Origin of the sequence: Mycobacterium sp. EPa45, from assembly GCF_001021385.1 — a bacterium.
Classification (GTDB): domain Bacteria; phylum Actinomycetota; class Actinomycetes; order Mycobacteriales; family Mycobacteriaceae; genus Mycobacterium.
This window is the reverse complement of sequence record NZ_CP011773.1, coordinates 4,391,339-4,408,643: the sequence shown is the minus strand read 5'-3', so window position 1 is coordinate 4,408,643 and position 17,305 is coordinate 4,391,339. Positions and strand designations below refer to the sequence as shown.

The 17,305-nt window shown below is 67.5% G+C and carries 12 protein-coding genes; 8 read left to right on the top strand and 4 right to left on the bottom strand.

The genetic code is table 11. The features are described from left to right. Window positions 1–18: 18 nt before the first annotated feature. Genes pdhA through AB431_RS21045 form a run of 3 tightly spaced genes read left to right on the top strand, consistent with a single transcriptional unit; the run spans window position 19 to window position 3,220 of the window. Complete coding sequence (pdhA, locus tag AB431_RS21055; RefSeq protein WP_047331563.1) at window positions 19–1,080, top strand: pyruvate dehydrogenase (acetyl-transferring) E1 component subunit alpha; 1,062 nt, start codon at window positions 19–21, stop codon at window positions 1,078–1,080. A 23-nt stretch (window positions 1,081–1,103) separates the two neighbouring features. Further along, window positions 1,104–2,129: an alpha-ketoacid dehydrogenase subunit beta gene (locus AB431_RS21050; protein ID WP_235435952.1), complete on the top strand. Its 1,026-nt coding sequence runs from the start codon at window positions 1,104–1,106 to the stop codon at window positions 2,127–2,129. Further along, window positions 2,126–3,220: a dihydrolipoamide acetyltransferase family protein gene (locus AB431_RS21045; RefSeq protein WP_047331561.1), complete on the top strand. Its 1,095-nt coding sequence runs from the start codon at window positions 2,126–2,128 to the stop codon at window positions 3,218–3,220. The genes AB431_RS21050 and AB431_RS21045 overlap by 4 nt, the downstream gene beginning before the upstream one ends. 18 nt (window positions 3,221–3,238) lie before the next feature. Here the strand turns inward: AB431_RS21045 and AB431_RS21040 are convergent, their stop codons facing one another. The 3 genes from AB431_RS21040 to AB431_RS21030 form a co-directional block, all read right to left on the bottom strand. After that, window positions 3,239–5,329, bottom strand: coding sequence for an Ig-like domain-containing protein (locus AB431_RS21040; RefSeq protein WP_047331560.1), 2,091 nt, complete (start codon window positions 5,327–5,329; stop codon window positions 3,239–3,241). 71 nt (window positions 5,330–5,400) lie between these two features. Next, complete coding sequence (locus tag AB431_RS21035; protein ID WP_047331559.1) at window positions 5,401–6,645, bottom strand: hypothetical protein; 1,245 nt, start codon at window positions 6,643–6,645, stop codon at window positions 5,401–5,403. A 683-nt stretch (window positions 6,646–7,328) separates the two neighbouring features. Next, window positions 7,329–8,075 (bottom strand): enoyl-CoA hydratase, encoded by a 747-nt coding sequence (locus AB431_RS21030; protein ID WP_047331558.1) that lies wholly within the window; start codon window positions 8,073–8,075, stop codon window positions 7,329–7,331. Window positions 8,076–8,121: 46 nt separating this feature from the next. Here AB431_RS21030 and AB431_RS21025 point away from each other — a divergent pair, with 46 nt between their 5' ends. Further along, the gene (locus AB431_RS21025) at window positions 8,122–11,460 is read left to right on the top strand and encodes a BTAD domain-containing putative transcriptional regulator (protein WP_047331557.1); all 3,339 of its coding nucleotides are present in this window, start codon (window positions 8,122–8,124) and stop codon (window positions 11,458–11,460) included. Here AB431_RS21025 and AB431_RS21020 read toward each other — a convergent pair. Then, window positions 11,450–12,136 carry a hemerythrin domain-containing protein gene (locus AB431_RS21020; RefSeq protein ID WP_047331556.1) on the bottom strand — a complete coding sequence of 229 codons (687 nt, stop codon included), beginning with the start codon at window positions 12,134–12,136 and terminating at the stop codon, window positions 11,450–11,452. The two genes, AB431_RS21025 and AB431_RS21020, sit on opposite strands and share 11 nt — an antisense overlap. A gap of 154 nt (window positions 12,137–12,290) precedes the next feature. Here AB431_RS21020 and AB431_RS21015 point away from each other — a divergent pair, with 154 nt between their 5' ends. The 4 genes from AB431_RS21015 to AB431_RS21000 are packed head-to-tail and all read left to right on the top strand — an operon-like array spanning window position 12,291 to window position 17,274. Further along, complete coding sequence (locus AB431_RS21015) at window positions 12,291–12,950, top strand: cysteine hydrolase family protein (RefSeq protein ID WP_047331555.1); 660 nt, start codon at window positions 12,291–12,293, stop codon at window positions 12,948–12,950. Between the two features lie 3 nt (window positions 12,951–12,953). Then, window positions 12,954–14,498, top strand: a complete 1,545-nt coding sequence (fdrA, locus tag AB431_RS21010; protein ID WP_047331554.1) for an acyl-CoA synthetase FdrA — start codon at window positions 12,954–12,956, stop codon at window positions 14,496–14,498. Next, entirely contained in the window at window positions 14,495–15,913 is a 1,419-nt protein-coding gene (locus AB431_RS21005) for a DUF1116 domain-containing protein (RefSeq protein ID WP_047331553.1), read from the top strand. Before fdrA ends, AB431_RS21005 begins: the two co-directional genes overlap by 4 nt. Beyond that, the gene (locus tag AB431_RS21000) at window positions 15,910–17,274 is read left to right on the top strand and encodes a carbamate kinase (protein WP_082135758.1); all 1,365 of its coding nucleotides are present in this window, start codon (window positions 15,910–15,912) and stop codon (window positions 17,272–17,274) included. The genes AB431_RS21005 and AB431_RS21000 overlap by 4 nt, the downstream gene beginning before the upstream one ends. Window positions 17,275–17,305: the final 31 nt, after the last annotated feature.

The following is a 17,305-nucleotide window of genomic DNA, read 5'->3' as shown; positions in this document are numbered from 1 at the left end:
CCGGCAGAGGAGGCGGTTATGGATCAGCCGGTTCAACTCATCGGGCCCGACGGAACGACGACGGCCGAAAGCCGATATCGTCGTGATCTCCCGCCGGAGACCCTGGTCTGGCTTTACGAGAACCTGGTTGTCACCCGGGATCTCGACGTCGAGTTCGTCAATCTGCAACGCCAGGGTGAGCTGGCCCTCTACGCCTCCTGCCGGGGCCAGGAGGCCGCGCAGATCGGCGCGGCGGCATGCCTGCGCAAGACCGACTGGCTGTTCCCGCAATTCCGCGAACTCGGTGTCTTCCTGGTCCGCGGGATCGCGCCCGCGAACGTGGCGGCGCTGTGGCGCGGTGCCTGGCACGGCGGCCTGGACTTCACCAGCAGGTGCTGCGCACCCATCGCCATTCCGATCGCCACCCACACCGTGCACGCCGTGGGCGCGGCGATGGCTGCCCAACGGCTGGGCGAGGATTCACTGACGGTGGCATTTCTCGGCGACGGCGCCACCAGCGAGGGCGACACCCACGAGGCAATGAATCTGGCTGCCGTCGAGAAGGCGCCGTCTGTGTTCTACATCCAGAACAACCAGTGGGCCATCTCGGTTCCGGCGAGCCGCCAATATGCCGTGTCCACCCTCGCACACCGTGCGGCCGGGTACGGCATGCCCGGAATCCGGGTGGATGGCAACGACATCCTGGCCTGCTACGCGGTGATGAGTGAGGCCGCCGAACGGGCGCGGGCAGGGGAGGGACCCACCCTCATCGAGGCCGTCACCTACCGGATGGAACCGCACACCACCTCCGACGACGCCACCCGGTACCGAACCCCCGAGGACATCGCCGAATGGTCGGCGCGGGATCCGATCGCCCGGTACCGCATCTACCTGCAGCAGAGCGGCGTGCTCACGGACCGGATCGAGAAGCGGGTGCAGGCCCGGTCGGCCCGACTCCGAGCCGAACTTCGCGACGCGGTGGTCGACGCCCCGGATCTCGATGCCGGCGAGCTGTTCGATCACGTCTACGCCGAGATCACCCCCGAATTGTCCGCCCAGCGAGAACAATTGCGCACCGAGTTGGCGGGAGGGATGCGATGACCCAGATCATCGAACGCCCGCCGATGCGCGGTGACGGCACACCAGAGCCCGACGGCCCGATCCTGACCGAGTTGCCTGCCGTCACCACCCTCACCATGGCGCAGGCGATCAACCGGGCGTTGCACGATGCAATGGCCGGCGACGACCGAGTGCTGGTGTTCGGCGAAGACGTCGCCGCACTGGGTGGTGTCTTCCGCATTACCGAGGGATTGGCCGAAACCTTCGGCTCACAGCGTTGTTTCGACACTCCGCTGGCCGAGTCGGCGATCATCGGCATGGCCGTCGGCCTGGCGATTCGTGGGTTCGTGCCCGTCCCCGAGATCCAGTTCGACGGATTCTCCTACCCGGCGTTCGATCAGGTGGTGAGCCACCTCGCCAAATACCGGAACCGCACTCGCGGCCAGGTCGACATGCCTGTCACGGTTCGGATTCCGTCGTTTGGCGGGATCGGCGCAGTCGAGCACCACTCGGAGTCCACCGAATCCTATTGGGTGCACACAGCGGGACTGAAAGTCGTTGTGCCGTCGACACCGTCGGACGCCTACTGGCTGTTACGGCATGCCATCGCCGCCCGCGACCCCGTCATCTATCTGGAACCCAAGCGGCGGTACTGGGGGCGCGAGGCCGTCGACCTCGCCGTGCCCGGACCACCCATCGGGAGGGCCACGATCCGCCGGCCCGGCGACGACGTCACGGTGCTCACCTACGGCGGCTTGGTCGGCACCGCATTGAACGCCGCCGAGATCGCCAGCTGCAGTGTCGAAGTCGTCGACCTGCGCTCGTTGAGTCCGCTGGACTTCGACACCGTGGCCGCGTCGGTTCGCAAGACGGGTCGGGCGGTGGTGATGCACGAGGGGCCGCGCACGCTGGGTTTCGGGGCGGAACTCGCCGCGCGGATCTCCGAGGAACTGTTCTACGACCTCGAGTCACCGGTGCTGCGCGCCACCGGTTTCGACACCCCGTACCCGCCGGCGCGGCTGGAGAAGCTCTGGTTGCCGGGTGTCGACCGGTTGCTCGACTGCGTCGAGAAAGCGATGCGACGGCCATGAGCGACTTCCTGGTGCCGGACCTCGGGGAGGGTCTCGCGGACGCGACGATCACCAGCTGGGCCGTCGCGGTGGGTGATGTCGTCGAACTCAACCAGACCCTGTGCACGGTCGAGACCAATAAGGCCGAGGTCGAGATCCCCAGTCCCTACAGCGGGCGGATCGCCGAGCTCGGCGGTGCCGAGGGCGAAACCCTGGCGGTGGGAACACTGTTGGTCCGTATCGAAACCGAGGACCGCGCACCGGTTCTGGTCGGCTATGGAATCGACGACGGCATGGACCGAAGTCGCCGGGCGCGCGCGGCGCCCAAGACGCGAAAGCTTGCCGCCGACCTCGCGGTGGACCTGAACGGCCTGCAGCCCGGGTCGGGAACCGGCGGAGTGATCACCCACGAGGACGTGCTGGAAGCTGCCGGGACTACGTCGCAGAACATCCCGGTACGCGGCGTCCATGCCCGTATGGCCACCCATATGTCGTTGTCGCGCAGCAGGATTCCCGACGCCCACGCCAGCGTCGAGGTGGACGGCACTGCACTGCTGCGGTTGCGCGACCAGCTGGGCGTGACACCCTTCGTGCTGACACTGCGGTTGTTGGTCATCGCGCTGGGCCGGCATCCGATGCTCAATGCCACGTGGGTGGAAGCCGAAGCCGGACCGGAGATCTCGTTGCATTCCGACGTCCGCCTCGGTGTTGCGGTGGCCACTGATCGCGGCCTGGTGGTACCGGTCGTAGACACCCGGGGATGCTCCACCCGACGCCTGGCCGAGGTGGTCATCGACGTCGTTGCCCGAGCCAGGGCAGGCACACTGGCGCCCACGCAGTTGAGCGGCTCTACCTTCACCGTGTCGAACTTCGGTGCGCTGGGTCTCGACGAAGGCGTGCCGGTGATCAATTATCCGGAGGCCGCGATCCTGGGGATGGGCTCGCTGAAGCCTCGGGCCGTGGTGGTCGACGGCGCGGTGGTGGCCCGGCCGACGATGACGCTGACATGTGCGTTCGACCATCGCATCGCCGACGGGGCCCAGGCCGCGGCGTTCCTGACCGATCTTCGCGGCCTGATCGAGTCGCCCCAGACGGCGTTGCTCGAACTCTAGGCTGCGGCGCCCAAACCGCTAGGCCTGCGGGTACGGGGTGTACCGCTTGGTGTAACCCAGTTGCCGCGCGGCGATCTGGTCGGCTCGCCCATCGGGGGTGACGTAGACCGTATTGGCCGGCAGCACCGAGGCGAGATCGGCGATCTTCACCACCTGTGAGCTCACGGTCGGGTCGACGGTGGACAGCGGATCGAAGTCCTGGAACCGGATGGAGATGGTGCCCTGATTGAGGCCGCCGGTGGACACCCAGTTGGCCACTGCGGGATCGGTGGGGGAGACCACGATCGTGTACGTGCCGCTGCCGTCCGTGTTCTTCTCGGACTGGCTGACGTTGAGGCTGGTCTGCTCGTCCCAGTAGTTGTTGGTGATGGTCCAGTCGTTGGTCACCGGCACGCTGAAATACCGGGCTTTGCCGGGGTCGATGGTGAGCACCAGCGCCTCGTCGTCGGCCAGCTGGAAGTAACCGACGCTCTGCAGCTGGGTGGCGAGGAACGACGCGTTGTGGTCGGGGTCGGAGAACACATTGGGCGCCTTGGTCTGACCCGTGGTGGCGTCCTTGGTGGCGACGCCCATGTATTGGTCCTCGCCGGTGATCCCGAGCAGCAGCATGATGACCGCCGCCTCCACCGACTGCAGCAGGCGCGGTGCCGGCAGCGGCGGGACGAGCGAGACCAGCGACGTCAGCAGCGGGTTGCCGGTCACCAGCGGACCCAGCCCCGGGATCGCGAACCCGCCGAGCTGGCTGAACAGGCTGTTCGGCGGACCGCTGACCCGAAGGATCGACAGGCTCATCGGTTCCTCGGCGTTCCAGTCCGCCAACGTGTTTCGTGTCGTGATCAGGGTGGTGCCGGGCGGTAGGTACAGGTGATTCTTCTGACCCAGCAGCGTGGGTGTGGAATCTGCGATGATGGTGAAGCTGCCGTCAGCGTTGAGTTCGAGGTCCTTGCCGTTGATGTTGTCGGCCGTCGTCCCGCTCAAGCCGGTCAGGACGCTGAAGTTGGTGTCGGCCGGCAGGGTCCCGTCGAACTTTCCGGTGATCACATATGAACTCGCGTTGTTCACCCCCACGAACCGGTAGATGGTATCGGGGTTGTCATACCAGATTCGGGTGCCGGTGAAGTTCTGCAGATACCAGTCGTGACTGGGCGCGACTTGTTGAAAGAACTTGGGGGCGTTGGAGTTCAGCAGCAAAACCTCCATCGCGGCCTGGTTCGCGTATTCGGTGATGGCCTGGTCCAGCTGGGCCATGTTCTTCTCGTCCGGCCCACCGATCATGGTGAAGTTCTTCTGCGCGGCCAGCCACCAACCGACTTTCAGCACCTCCCTGGCCAGCCGGACGAACGGTGAGTTCACGATCTCGGTGACGGTCTGCTCGGCGTTGAGCTGGTCGGTGGTGGCCAGCACGGACGTTGGTTGGGGGACCCCGGGGTTCTCCAGGACGGTCACCTTGGCCGTCGCGGTGGCTCCGCCGTTGGGTGCGAAAAACGTTGCCAGACCGTGCCAATGAGTCTGGTTGCCCGGCTGGTCGTCGGCGACCACCGCGAAGGTGTCGGTGCCACCTCGGGTGATGAATTGCGCGTCAGGGGTGTAGGTGAACGTGCCGTCCTCGTGGATGTCGACGGTGCCGTGTTGCGGCGGCGCGGTCACGGTATAGGTGAGGGCGTATCCGTTGGCCTGTTCGGCGTTGAGCGTGCCGGTGATGGTGCCGTCACCGGCCTGGACGTTCTGGGCAGCGTTGTACCCGAGCGTGGGGGTGCGCGCAAAGAAGATGTTGCCGATCGTCGCAGGCGGCTGCGAGGTCGTCTGCTCGGCTTCGCGGCGGGCGTAGCCGAGAACGTCGGTCAGGGTGGCCGCGTTGCGCGGCGCCGACGGGTTGGTGCGGGCCGGCACACGTGCCCGCTGTACCGGGGCCGGCTTACGGGCGGTGAGCGACTGGTTGCGGGCCGTGGACTGGCGCGCCGAGTGCGCCGTCGAGTTCGATGACGTGCCGGTGTCGGCCACCGCAACTGCCGGGTTGTCGGCCACCACCAGCCCCACACCGAGTGCGAATGCCAACGCACCGACCCGGCCGACATACCGGACGTAACGGCTGGAAGCGGGCTGGGTCATGGATCGACTGTAAATTGACGCCGACCGTTACATCGCGGAATCGCCGGCGACGTCGAGGGTGTGCGGTTGCGTCAGAAGGTCGGGCCGCCGACGTGCAATGCGGCGCCCGTAGGGATCACGGCCAACACTGCGATGACACACAGGAAGACCCGCAGGTGGCGCCGCGTCGTGGGTCGATCGATCTCTGGCCTGGTGATCGTGTACAGAACGTAGACTAAGGCGACATTGAAGGTGATCAGTACCCACCAGCGCGTCCAATCGACGGCAGTGAGGAATAACGGCACCATGGCGGCGAGCCCGAGGAGGGGCGCGGTCAACCTGCCTTGGAACTCTCCGAGAAGGGCCGCGATGCGGGCACCCGAAAACGACTGAATCGCCCAGATGCTGACCGCGAAGTACAGCGCTCCCACCAGGAACGAGGCGATCAGCGGACCGGCGCCGAAGGAGCCGACCAGGTGGAAACCGTCGGTGACGCGGGCACCGAGAATGGCGTGTCCGGACTTGCACACCCAATCGTGAAAGTCCGCTTTGATCTCGATTCGGCCGGCCAGGTAGGCCATGTAGTCCGCCGGGTTGGATTGGGCCGGGAATGGATTGTCGATCTGCCTGTGGGGGATCTGCTCGCACAGGCGTGCCCCCATGTCGTTGCGTGAGAATGCCGCGATGGCTAGTACCGCCAGGAGACCCGGCCCCACGGCGGCGGTCGAGCACAGTCGCCGCGGCCCGGGCCCCAGTTGTGTGGGCAGCACCGACATCGCCAGAAGAGCCCCCAGCGCGACCTCGAGCGGAATCCCTTCGTGCACGAGCGCCAGGACGGCGATCGTCACGCCGTATACCGAACTGACGATGAGCATTGAGCGATCAGACTGGAGTCGGGTCAACGCGATGCACAAGACCACCAGGGCCGACATCGCATACAACTCAGGTCTCGGCGTGTACACGGCGTAAGAGAATGCAAAAGGCAACACCGGCAGGAGCATGGCCAGCATCACCCTTCGCGCCGAATACTCGCCGCTGCGAAGGATCAGCCATATCAAGGCCGCGAGCGCGACCAACCAAACGACGACCGGTGCCCACATCATCGTGTAAGCGGCAGTGAAGTATTCGGTGTCGGGCAGCATACGGATGACCGCACCGCCGAGCCCGCGGCGCACGAACCCGAACTCGTAATTGGGCACGTAGTAGGTCATCCAGTAGATCGCTGTCGGATACAGGACGAGCGTGACGAACAGATGACAGCCCGCCAGGACGACCAACCCGATCGCGGTCCACGCGAATAACTTGGTGTGCTTGTCCACGGCCACCGGGTGGCTCACGCCGTGCTCCCCGTCAGGCCGCGCTGACGAATCCTGCTCACACTGAGCCTGTTTCGTCGTAACATCCCGCCGAGTGATCGACTTCGTCTGCACGTTTCCCCCCAGAAAAGACGAATCTACGGCAGTAATGATGCCGCATATCGGCCCCCGCCGCGGCACGATTTCGAGGTTGCGTTGCCGCTTGCAACAAAATTTCTACCGAAACACGACCCAGCGCACCGGGCTGACGTCGGACTCAGGTGCGCAGCGGCGCCGCTACGAACCCTCGACAACGGGCCTGATTAGATTCGCGAATCTGTCGATCAGCTACTGGCCTACGGCCAGCTCTCGGCGCGGCGTACGCCGACGGCTCACCGCCACCTCCCTACCCGTACAACGGGTGCGAATCGTTGCTAATTCTCAACTTTCGCGCAGGGTTGACCGAGCCAGCTTTTTCCTTAGCGTGTGCTTTTCCATGTCCGAGGCTGCCAGACGCGACCGTGGCGAACTTCCGCACCTAGTCAATCCCGAGTTGCTGGATCCTACGACGGGCGACACATGTCGAGCCTTCGCACAGCTCGTCCAGCGCCAGTTAGGTGCGCTCACAGCGCATGTCGAGCAAGCGTCGCGTGCCGGTGTCGGCTCGCGCTTACCAAGACCGCATCTGCGTCCGCGGGCATTGCCGCCGACTGCATCGGTCTATGTCAGCGGCGCTGCGCAGCGGCCAGTCGGGCCTTGAACTCCGGCGACTCGATCGAGGTGGCCTGCGGGTCGAGTTCGATGTCCTTGGCCGCCTCGTGGTGGTCGGTGTCCACGAAGCCGGGGATGGCGGTGGCGCGCATGGACGCCTTCGTGGAGAGGACGACCTCGCGCGGGGCGGCCGCGGGGCCGGCGGACAGTTCGAGCGCGGCGGCGACGGGATCGTCGGCGACGGTCAGTGCGAGGCCGTGCCGGACGGCGGCCTCGGCGTCGAAACGCATACCGAACAGCAGCGCGGCGCGGGCGACCTGCGGGCCGACCGCACGTTGCAGCATCCAGGTGGCGCCGCCGCCGGGATGGATGCCGAGCTTCTGGAAGCGCGGATCGAACAATGCGTGCGGCCCGGCGATACGGACATCGGCGGCCAGGGCCAGATTCAGCCCGGCGCCGACGGCGGCGCCGTTCACCGCCGCGACGGTCGGCAGGGTGCAGCGGCCGACGGCCATGAACCCGGCGTAGATGCGCTCGAGCCCTTCCTTGGCCGCCGCGCCGAGGGCAGACAGATCCGCGCCCGCGCAAAACGCCTTGCCCGCGCCGGTGATCACTACGGCATGGGCCTCGGCCTCGGCAGCCTCGACCGCATCGCGCAATTGCTGGGACATGGCGTCGGTGACCGCATTACGCCGGTCGGGATCGTTGACGGTGATCAGCGCGACGCGCTCGCGCACTTCGTAAAGAACCAGGTCAGACATTCCGAGTCTCCATCGTCGGGAGGCTAGCAGTTAGGGTCTGATCATCATGGCGGCACCGCATCAGCAACCTGTTCGGGTAGCCGTCTTGGGGCCCGTCCGGGCCTGGCTCGGTTCGTCGCCGGTTGACGTCGGCGGACCGCGGCAGCGTTCCCTGCTGGCGCGGCTGGTCCTTGCCGAGGGCCAGGTGGTGTCGGTCGACCGGCTCATCGACGACCTGTGGCATGGTGAGCCTCCGCCGAAAGCGCTGTCTGCCCTGCAGGCCTACGTGTCGCATCTTCGGCGGGTGCTCGAACCCGGCCGGGAGCGGCGTGCCCCGGCCCGGGTCATCGTCAGCGCCGCGCCCGGCTACCGGCTGGTGCTGCCCATCGATGCGGTGGACGCGTGGTGGTTCGGCGATCAGGTTCGGTCGGCCCACGCCGAGCCCGACCCGCTGCGGCGGGTCGAACTGCTCACCGCGGCCCTCCAGCGGTGGGCCGGTGAGCCGTACGCCGAGGTGTCCGATGCCGCATGGGCCATCGCCGAGATCGCCCGCCTGGCCGAACTACGGCTCGCGGCTGTCGAGTTGCGAGCCTCGTCCGAGCTGGCGCTGGGCCGGCACAGCGCCGTCATCGGCGAGCTGGAACGCGTCGCCCGCGAACATCCCACCAGGGAGGGCGCCGCCGCCGTTTTGGCAACCGCGTTGTACCGGGCGGGTCGTCAGGCGGCCGCCCTGGCGGTGTTACGCGACACGCGTATTCACCTCGCCGACGAACTGGGGCTCGAACCGGGGCGGGCCCTGCGCGAGCTGGAGCACGACATCCTCAGCCACGCCGCACATCTCGACGATGATCAGCAGGGGGTGTTGCCGCTGCCGCAGGCGCCCGCCCAGGTAGCGACCGTCGCCGAACACCCGGCACCGCATGGCCGTTCCCGCGAACTTGCGGCCATCGACGATGCGGCCGGAGATGCGCGCCGCGGGGGCAGCCGGCTGGTGTGGATCAGTGGCGAGGCGGGCGCCGGGAAGACGACGGTGACCGGCGCCGCGGCGTTACGGTTGCGCGCCGCGGGCTGGACCGTCGCGGCGGGGAGGTGCCCGGAGGTCGACGGTGCCCCGCCGGGGTGGGCGTGGACCGAAGTGCTGCGGCACTTCAGCAATTCCTTCGCCGCCACCGACCCGCGCCACGTCCGCGCGCTCGCGCCGCTGCTGCACGAGACCGAAGCCGCCGACGATGCCCAAAGTACGTTCTGGACAGCGCACGCCGTCGCCGATGTGATCGGCCGGTCGGCCAGCGCCCAGCCGGTCGCGATACTCCTGGACGATCTGCACCGCACCGACGGCCTCACCCTGGAGCTGCTGCGATTGGTCGTCCACGAATTGCAGGACCAGCCGGTCCTCGTCGTCGCCACCTACCGGCCGTCGGAATCGGGCACCGAGCTGGAAGCGGCTCGCGCGGCGCTCGCGGTGCGGACCGTCGCGCACCTCAACGTCGGTGGCTTGGACGAAGATGCGACGACCGCACTGGCCGCCGACTGCGGCCTGACCGCTCTCACCGAGCAAGAATCGCGGCTGCTTCACGATCGCACCGGCGGCAACCCACTGTTCGTACGCGAACTGGCGCGCCTGATGATGTCCGAGGGATTGGACACCGCGCGGGTCGCAGTACCGGCGGGCGTGGCAGATGTGTTGCGCCGCAGGATTGTTCGCCTACCCGGTGCAACAGTGACCGCGCTTCGCCAGGCGGCCGTGCTCGGCCGGGAAGTCGACATCGAGCTGCTTGCTGAACTCGGGCAACACGACCCCGACGACGTCCTCGACGCGCTGGAACCCGCGGTGCTGATCGGTCTGCTCGAGGAACCGGGCCCTGGCCGGGTCCGGTTCGCGCATGCGCTGGTGCGGGACACGTTGTACGACGACACCTCCGTGCTGCGCCGGTCCCGTCTGCACGGCGCCGCCCTGAATTCGCTGTTGGCCGCGGGCCGGACGGCGGATCCATCGGCGCTGGCCTATCACGCCGTCGCGGCGGCGACACCGGCAACCGCGGCCGCCGCCGCCGAACTGGCGATGGCCGCCGGCCGCGAGGCCGACGGCGTCGGCGCACCGGTCGAAGCGGTCCGGCAATGGCAGGCCGCGGTCCGCATGCTGGCGCTGGCCAATCGCGCTGAGGCCGGGCCGCCCGACGTCGAACGGACCGTCGAGGCCTACTGCGGGTGGGTGGCCGCCTCGGCTCGCGTCGGCGACGTCGTCAATGCCCGCGACGCGCTGAAAGAGGCGCTGCCCCTTGCCAATGGGTCGAACGAACTCACGGCACAGTTGCTGACGGCATGGCATGCCCCGTTGATCTGGCGGGTTCGTATCAGTGACGACGCCGACGAAGACATCGTCGGCCCGCTGCAGCGGGTGCTCCGCGGCGAGCTGTCACCGGATGTCCGGGTGCGGTTGCTCACGACGCTGTTCGCCGAGCTCGAAGGCGCCGATCACGATGCCGCGTTGGCCGCGAGCGCCGATGCGCTCACGCTGGCTCGCGAGTTGTACGGACGCGATCCGCAAGCGCACGGAAGGACGTTGTGTGCGGCACTCAACGCTCGCGCCTACGCGGCGTTGGGTCCCGATCTGGCCGGCGAGCGCGAGCAGCTGACGAACGAATTCCTGGCCGTCGCAGAAGCATCGGCCGCCGTCGACTATCAAGCTGTCGCCCACTGGTTGGCGTTTCTCTCGGCGGCCGGCCGCTCGGATCTGGTTGCGGCCCTTGACCACGTCGACCTCGCGGTGGCTAGAGCGGGTACCGGCCAGCTCGCGTCACTGCTGACCGTGCTGGAAGTGTTCACCGCTGAGCTCACCGTGCTGGCGGGTCGCGTCGACGACGGTGAGCGCCGCTACATTGCAGCCGCACGCCAGTTGGTCGAGCGCGGCACCGCCAACGGCGCGCAGATGAGTCTGGTCGGCCGGTTCACCGCGGGTCTGGCTCGCGGTGATCTGGCGCCGCTGGCCGACGACCTGCTGGCCGTGCACACGCATGTCTCGACGATGATCGCCGATGGCGCAGTCCTGTCGCTGCTGAGCGCCGGCCGTGAGGCCGAAGCCCGCGAAATCTGGTCCAGCCGAGAGCCCGTCGAGCGGTCCTACTACTGGCTGGCCATGACGACATTGCGCGCGCACGCCGCCGTCGCGCTCGGTGATACCGAGGCCGCGACACGGTGCGCCGAGGAACTGCAACCCTTTTCGGGCCGGATGGCCGGGCTGGACAACGGCAGCCTGCTCACCGGCGCGGTTGACGACGCGCTGGCCGCGATCGCCGAATTGACCGGTAACGACAGCGACGCCCGACGGTACCGGTCCGCCGCCACCGCGCTGAGGACTCGGCTGGCGGCTGAGGCGGCCCGGCTTGTCGACCGGATCAGCCGCTGAACACCTCGTCCTCGAATTTGCGGTGCCGCCAAGCCAATACGCTCAACAGCAGTCGCAGAACCGGACTGACTTCCTTTGCCAGGGCGGAGCGTTCGTCGTCGGTGGCCGCCGCCACCGTCCGTGGCCCGTCGAACGTCAGCCGACCCGTGCGCTGGGCGGTCTTCTCGACGACCTGCCAATCGGCGACCGACACGTACTGGCGGATCACCGGAAAGATGTCGCGCTCCTCTTCGGCGATGTGCTCGGCGAGCAGATTGCGCAGATCGGCCAGTTCGGCGCCCAGCAGGGCTGCGGTGCGGCGATCGCCGGCGACCCGGAACGCGTTCGCCCGGTGGCCGATGATCTCCAAGCGCGGATCCAGGGCGGCATGGTCGTCGGTCAGTTCGGTCAAGTCGACGACGTCTCCGGCGCAGGCGTCGATCACGGGCCACAGCACGGTGTCCTCGACGGTGTGGTGGTGATGGATGGACTCGCAGAGCAGATCAGTGTAGCGGGCGATCGCCTGAGCGCGCCGGGCCGAGCAGCGCTGCCGCCCTTCACCGATCGCGGTCACCGCAGCGGCGAGGCGCCCGACGTCGGTGAGCATCGCCCGGTGAGCCAATGTGATGCCGATCAACTCGGGCTCGGGGTCGTGGGGTTGGCGGGGAGTGACGGTTTCGGGCTGCGGTGTTTTCATGCCACGACGATGGCCGGCCGCACTTGCAGGGCACTTGCGATCGACTTGCGATACGTCGATGGAGATTGTTTACACAGCGGAAATCTCCACCCGCGCGATCGGCCGCCGGTTTACGTTTCAATGAATCCGCCAGTCCGGCGGAAGGGGAACATAGGTGGTCACGATCAACGCGGAGCCCTTCGCGCTGGACTTCGACGTCTCGAGTGCCGCGCTGGTGATCATCGACATGCAACGCGACTTCGTGCTGCCCGGCGGTTTCGGGGAGGCCTTGGGCAACGACACCTCGCTGCTGCTGGCCGCGGTGGAACCGATCGAGCGGGTGCTGGCGCGGGCCCGCGAGATCGGCATGCTGGTCATCCACACCCGGGAGGGGCACCGTCCCGATCTGTCCGACTGTCCGCCGGCCAAGCTGCACCGCGGCGGCAAGACCTTCATCGGTGAACCCGGTCCGATGGGTCGCATCCTGGTCCGCGGCGAGCAGGGACACGACATTATCGACCAGCTGTATCCCATCGACGGTGAGCCGGTGATCGACAAGCCCGGCAAGGGCAGCTTCCACGCCACCGACCTGGGTCAGATCCTGGCCGACCGTGGCATCAAGACCCTGGTGGTCTGCGGGGTGACCACCGAGGTCTGCGTGCACACCACCGTCCGCGAAGCCAACGACCGCGGATACGAATGTCTGGTCCTGCGCGACTGCGTGGCGTCGTACTTCCCAGAGTTCCAGCGGGTGGCCCTCGAGATGATCAAGGCCCAGGGCGCCATTTTCGGCTGGGTCTCCGACGCCGACGAGTTCATCGCGGCGACGTCCTGACGCATGCCCACCGGTTCGCGGCGCTATCCCAACCTCTACAAGGACTCGGTGTCCTTGATGACGGTGTCGGCGCGGGTCACGTCGATCCCCGGCGTCGAGGCGGCCTCGGTGGTGATGGCCTCAGCCACCAACGTCGACAACCTCGCCCAAGCCGGTCTGGGTCAGTTCGACGTTCGGGCCAATGATCTGATCGTCGCGGTATCGGGCAGCCAGGAGGCCTGCGACGAGGCGCTCGCGGTCGCCGACAAGCTGCTGTCGGCATCGCCCGGTGACGGTGGCGAACCGAGCGCCACTGCACCGATCACCAGCATCCAGATGGCCGTTGCCAAGGACCCGGCGCTCAATCTCGCGTTGATCTCGGTGCCCGGCGACTACGCCGCCGCCGAAGCCATGAAGGCGTTGCGCTTGGGCCTGGACGTCATGGTGTTCAGCGACAATGTCAGCGCGGACGCCGAATTGGCGCTCAAGGAGTACGCGCGCGACAACGACCTGATGGTGATGGGGCCGGACTGCGGCACCGCGATCGTCAACGGTGTCCCGCTGGGCTTCGCCAACGTCGTGCGGCGCGGCCCGATCGGTGTGGTCGGCGCATCCGGCACCGGCACCCAAGAGGTCACCGTCCGGATCCACCAGAACGGATCCGGAGTGTCGCACGCATTGGGCACCGGCGGACACGACCTGGCCGACGCGATCGGCGGCATCTCGATGCTGCACGGCCTTTCCGCCCTCGACAGCGACCCGGCCACCACAGTCATCGTGCTGGTGTCCAAGCCGCCGGCGCCCGCGGTGGCCGCGAAAGTGCTTGCCGCGGCTGAAGATAGCGAGAAGCCCGTCGTCGTCATCTTCCTCGGCGCCGACCCCGCGTCCGTTGCCCGGGACGGCGTATACGGCGCGGCAACGCTGGCGCAGGCTGCGGACATCGCCGCGGAACTGGCCCGCGGTGAGCAGCCGAACCCCGGCGATTTCACTGTCCCACCCGAAATGAGCCGGACTCTTGGCGATCTCGCGGCCGCGATGGCGCCGAGCCAGCGATACGTGCGGGGCGTCTTCTCCGGCGGAACCTTCTGCTACGAGGCGCAGCTGATGCACCAGGCCCATGGTGTCCACGCTCACTCCAACACACCGGTGGCCGGCAACACCGCGCTCGCCGACATCCGCACGAGCCGGGAGCACACCATCGTCGATATGGGTGATGACGAATTCACCCGCGGCAAACCGCATCCCATGATCGACCCGTCGCAAAAGGACGCCCGCATCCGCGACGAGATCGCCGACCCGACGACGGCAGTCGTCCTGTTCGACGTCGTGCTCGGCTACGGCTCAGCCGATGACCCGACGAAGGAACTGATTCCGATCATCTCCTCGGCCCGCGCCGAGGGAAGCACCGTCGCGTTCATCGGCTATGTGTGCGGCACCGAACTGGACCCGCAGGACCGAGCCAACGCCGTCGCCGGCCTCCAGTCCGCCGGGGCGCTGGTCGCGTCGAGCAACGCCGAGGCCGCCCTGTGGTCGGCGACGGTGATCGCCGCGAGGGGAGGGGATCGATGAAACAGCTTCTCCAGCAAGATCTCAACGTCGTCAACATCGGACTGCAAGGCTTCGCGTCGAACATCATCGCGGCCGGCGGTCAGGTCACCAACATCACCTGGGCGCCGCCGGCGGGTGCGGATCCCGCGCTGGGCTGGACGCTGGCCACCCTCATCGGCGACCCGCGGATCGAGGCCGCCAACAACATCGCCTTCGATCGCTATCTGGCCGCGCAACCCCGGCTGATCGACCTGGTTCGCGCCAGCGACGTGATTGCCGGTCTCGGTCCTGGAGAGCGGCGCATCCTGCACTCCGGGCCACCGATCGACTGGATGGACATGTGCGGGCCGCAGCGCGGTGCGATCGCCGGTGCGATCCTCTACGAAGGCTGGGCAGACGATCTCGATGCCGCCGAAAAGCTTGCCGGCAGTGGGGAGGTGAAGCTGGCGCCCTGCCACGAGCACGGCGCGGTGGGGCCGATGGCCGGGATCATCAGCCCGTCGATGCCGGTGTGGGTGGTGGAGAACACCGCCGCCGGAAACCTTGCGTACAGCAATCTCAACGAGGGACTCGGCAAGGTTCTGCGGTTCGGTGCCAACTCACCCGACGTGCTCGAGCGGCTCCGGTGGCTGGGCAGTGACTTCTTCGCCACCATGCAGGTCGCGGTGCGCGGTCTTGCCGATCCCGACCTCAAACCGCTGATGGCCCAGGCGCTGCACATGGGCGACGAACTGCACAACCGCAACGCCGCCGCATCCGGACTGCTGTTCAAACGGCTGACACTGTCGCTGCTCAACGCCGACCTACCCTCCGACGCGGTGCGTCGCGCACTGGAGTTCGTCGCCGGCAATGACCACTTCTTCCTCAACATCTCGATGGCGGCGGCCAAGTCGATGTCGGACGCCGCGGCCGATGTGCCGGGCAGCAGCATGGTCACGGTGATGGCCCGCAACGGTGTCAACTTCGGCATCAAGCTGTCCGGGACCGGCGATCGATGGTTTCAGGCACCCGCCAATCCCGTTGACGGACTGTACTTCCCCGGCTACTCGGTCGACGATGCGGCCGCCGACCTCGGCGACTCGGCGATCACCGAAACCAACGGGCTCGGCGGCTTCGCGATGGCAGCGTCACCGGCGATCGTCCAGTTCGTCGGCGGCACCCCGGCCGACGCGACCGCCAACAGCCGCCGGATGCTGTCCATCACCCTGGGTGCCAATCCCGCATTCACGCTGCCTGCGTTGAACTTCGGCGGAACGCCGGCCGGAATCGATGCCCGACTGGTCGCCGATTCCAGGGTGCTGCCGATCATCAACACCGGCATCGCGCACCGGCAGGCCGGTGTCGGGCAGATCGGCGCGGGCATCACCACCGCACCGATGCAGTGCTTCAACGAGGCCCTGGCCGCGCTGGCGTCGGACCTCGAAAGGCAGAAGTGAGCACCGCGATCGTCGCGTTCGGTGGCAATGCCTTGGTCACCGACGCCGATCACGACTCCATTCCTCAGCAGTACGACACGGTCAGCCGGACGGTCGGTCCGCTGATCGACATGGTGGAGCAGGGCTGGAAACTCGTTGTCTCCCATGGCAACGGGCCACAGGTCGGGTTCATCCTGCGTCGCTCCGAGCTCGCCCAGGGCGAGGTCGATCCGGTTCCGGTGGACTATGCCGTCGCCGACACCCAGGGCGCGATCGGTTACATGTTCGTCAAAGCTCTGCGCAACGAGCTCGCGCGCCGGGGTCTGACGCGACCGGTGGTGGCGGTGGTGACCCACTCGGTGGTCAGTCTCGACGACCCGGCCTTCGACAACCCCACCAAGCCGGTCGGATCCTTCCTGACCGCGGATCGTGCCAGGGCTCTGGCGGACGCTCTGGGCTGGACCATCGCCGAGGACTCCGGTCGGGGCTGGCGGCGCACGGTGGCCTCGCCGAGACCGACCGCCATCCTGGAGGCCGACGTGATCCGGAGGCTGCTCGACGACGGGGCGATCGTCGTCGCGGCCGGCGGTGGAGGCATCCCGGTGTCGCTCGAAGCCGATGGCACGGTTGTCGGCGTGGAGGCCGTCGTCGACAAGGACATCGCCTCTGGTCTGTTGGCCCACGAGTTGGGGGCCGAGCTGCTGCTGATCCCGACGGGTGTGCCCCGAGTGGCCATCGGGTTCGGGACGCCGCAGCAGCAGTGGCTCGACACGATCACTGTGGAGCGGGCCCGCGAGTACATCGCCTCCGGCCAGTTCGCCGCGGGGTCGATGCAACCCAAGGTTCAGGCGGTCGCGGATTTTGTGGCCGCGACGCCCGGCGCCGTCGGCGTCATCGGCGCCGCGGAAGAGATCCCGGCAATCTTGGCCGGGACGTCGGGCACCCGGATCGTCGGCGACGCGGCGGTAGGAGAAACTGGTGAAAAGGAGAGTGCCGCAGTGCTATTGGCCGTCAACGGAACGCTCATGCGAGGGCTGAAGCTGTCGCCGAATATGGCCGCTGCCGGAGCCACGTTCGTAAAAGAGGCCGTCACCGAACCGGTCTACCGGCTGTGGACGATCAACGATGAGCATCCCGCGATGATCCGCGTCACCGACGGTTCTGGGGTCGGGGTGGCCGTCGAGGTGTGGGAAGTGCCCGCGGCCGGTCTGGCCGGGATCCTGCTCAACGAGCCACCCGGGTTGTCGATCGGCAAGGTGAACCTCGACGACGGGTCGACGGTACTCGGCGTGATCGGGGAGCCCGCGCTGGTCGAGGGCCAGCGTGAGATCAGCGAGTTCGGCGGCTGGCGGGCGTACACGGCAGCGAACAGGGGAGTCTGAGGAACAGCCCCATGCCGCGGGCGGGAAGCCA

Coding starts and splice junctions, on each gene's coding strand:
- AB431_RS21045 (WP_047331561.1), top strand. CDS start 2,126: ATGAGCGACTTCCTGGTGCCGGACCTCGGGGAGGGTCTCGCGGACGCG.
- fdrA (WP_047331554.1), top strand. CDS start 12,954: ATGCCCACCGGTTCGCGGCGCTATCCCAACCTCTACAAGGACTCGGTG.
- AB431_RS21025 (WP_047331557.1), top strand. CDS start 8,122: ATGGCGGCACCGCATCAGCAACCTGTTCGGGTAGCCGTCTTGGGGCCC.
- AB431_RS21020 (WP_047331556.1), bottom strand. CDS start 12,136: ATGAAAACACCGCAGCCCGAAACCGTCACTCCCCGCCAACCCCACGAC.
- AB431_RS21040 (WP_047331560.1), bottom strand. CDS start 5,329: ATGACCCAGCCCGCTTCCAGCCGTTACGTCCGGTATGTCGGCCGGGTC.
- pdhA (WP_047331563.1), top strand. CDS start 19: ATGGATCAGCCGGTTCAACTCATCGGGCCCGACGGAACGACGACGGCC.
- AB431_RS21050 (WP_235435952.1), top strand. CDS start 1,104: ATGCGCGGTGACGGCACACCAGAGCCCGACGGCCCGATCCTGACCGAG.
- AB431_RS21030 (WP_047331558.1), bottom strand. CDS start 8,075: ATGTCTGACCTGGTTCTTTACGAAGTGCGCGAGCGCGTCGCGCTGATC.
- AB431_RS21005 (WP_047331553.1), top strand. CDS start 14,495: ATGAAACAGCTTCTCCAGCAAGATCTCAACGTCGTCAACATCGGACTG.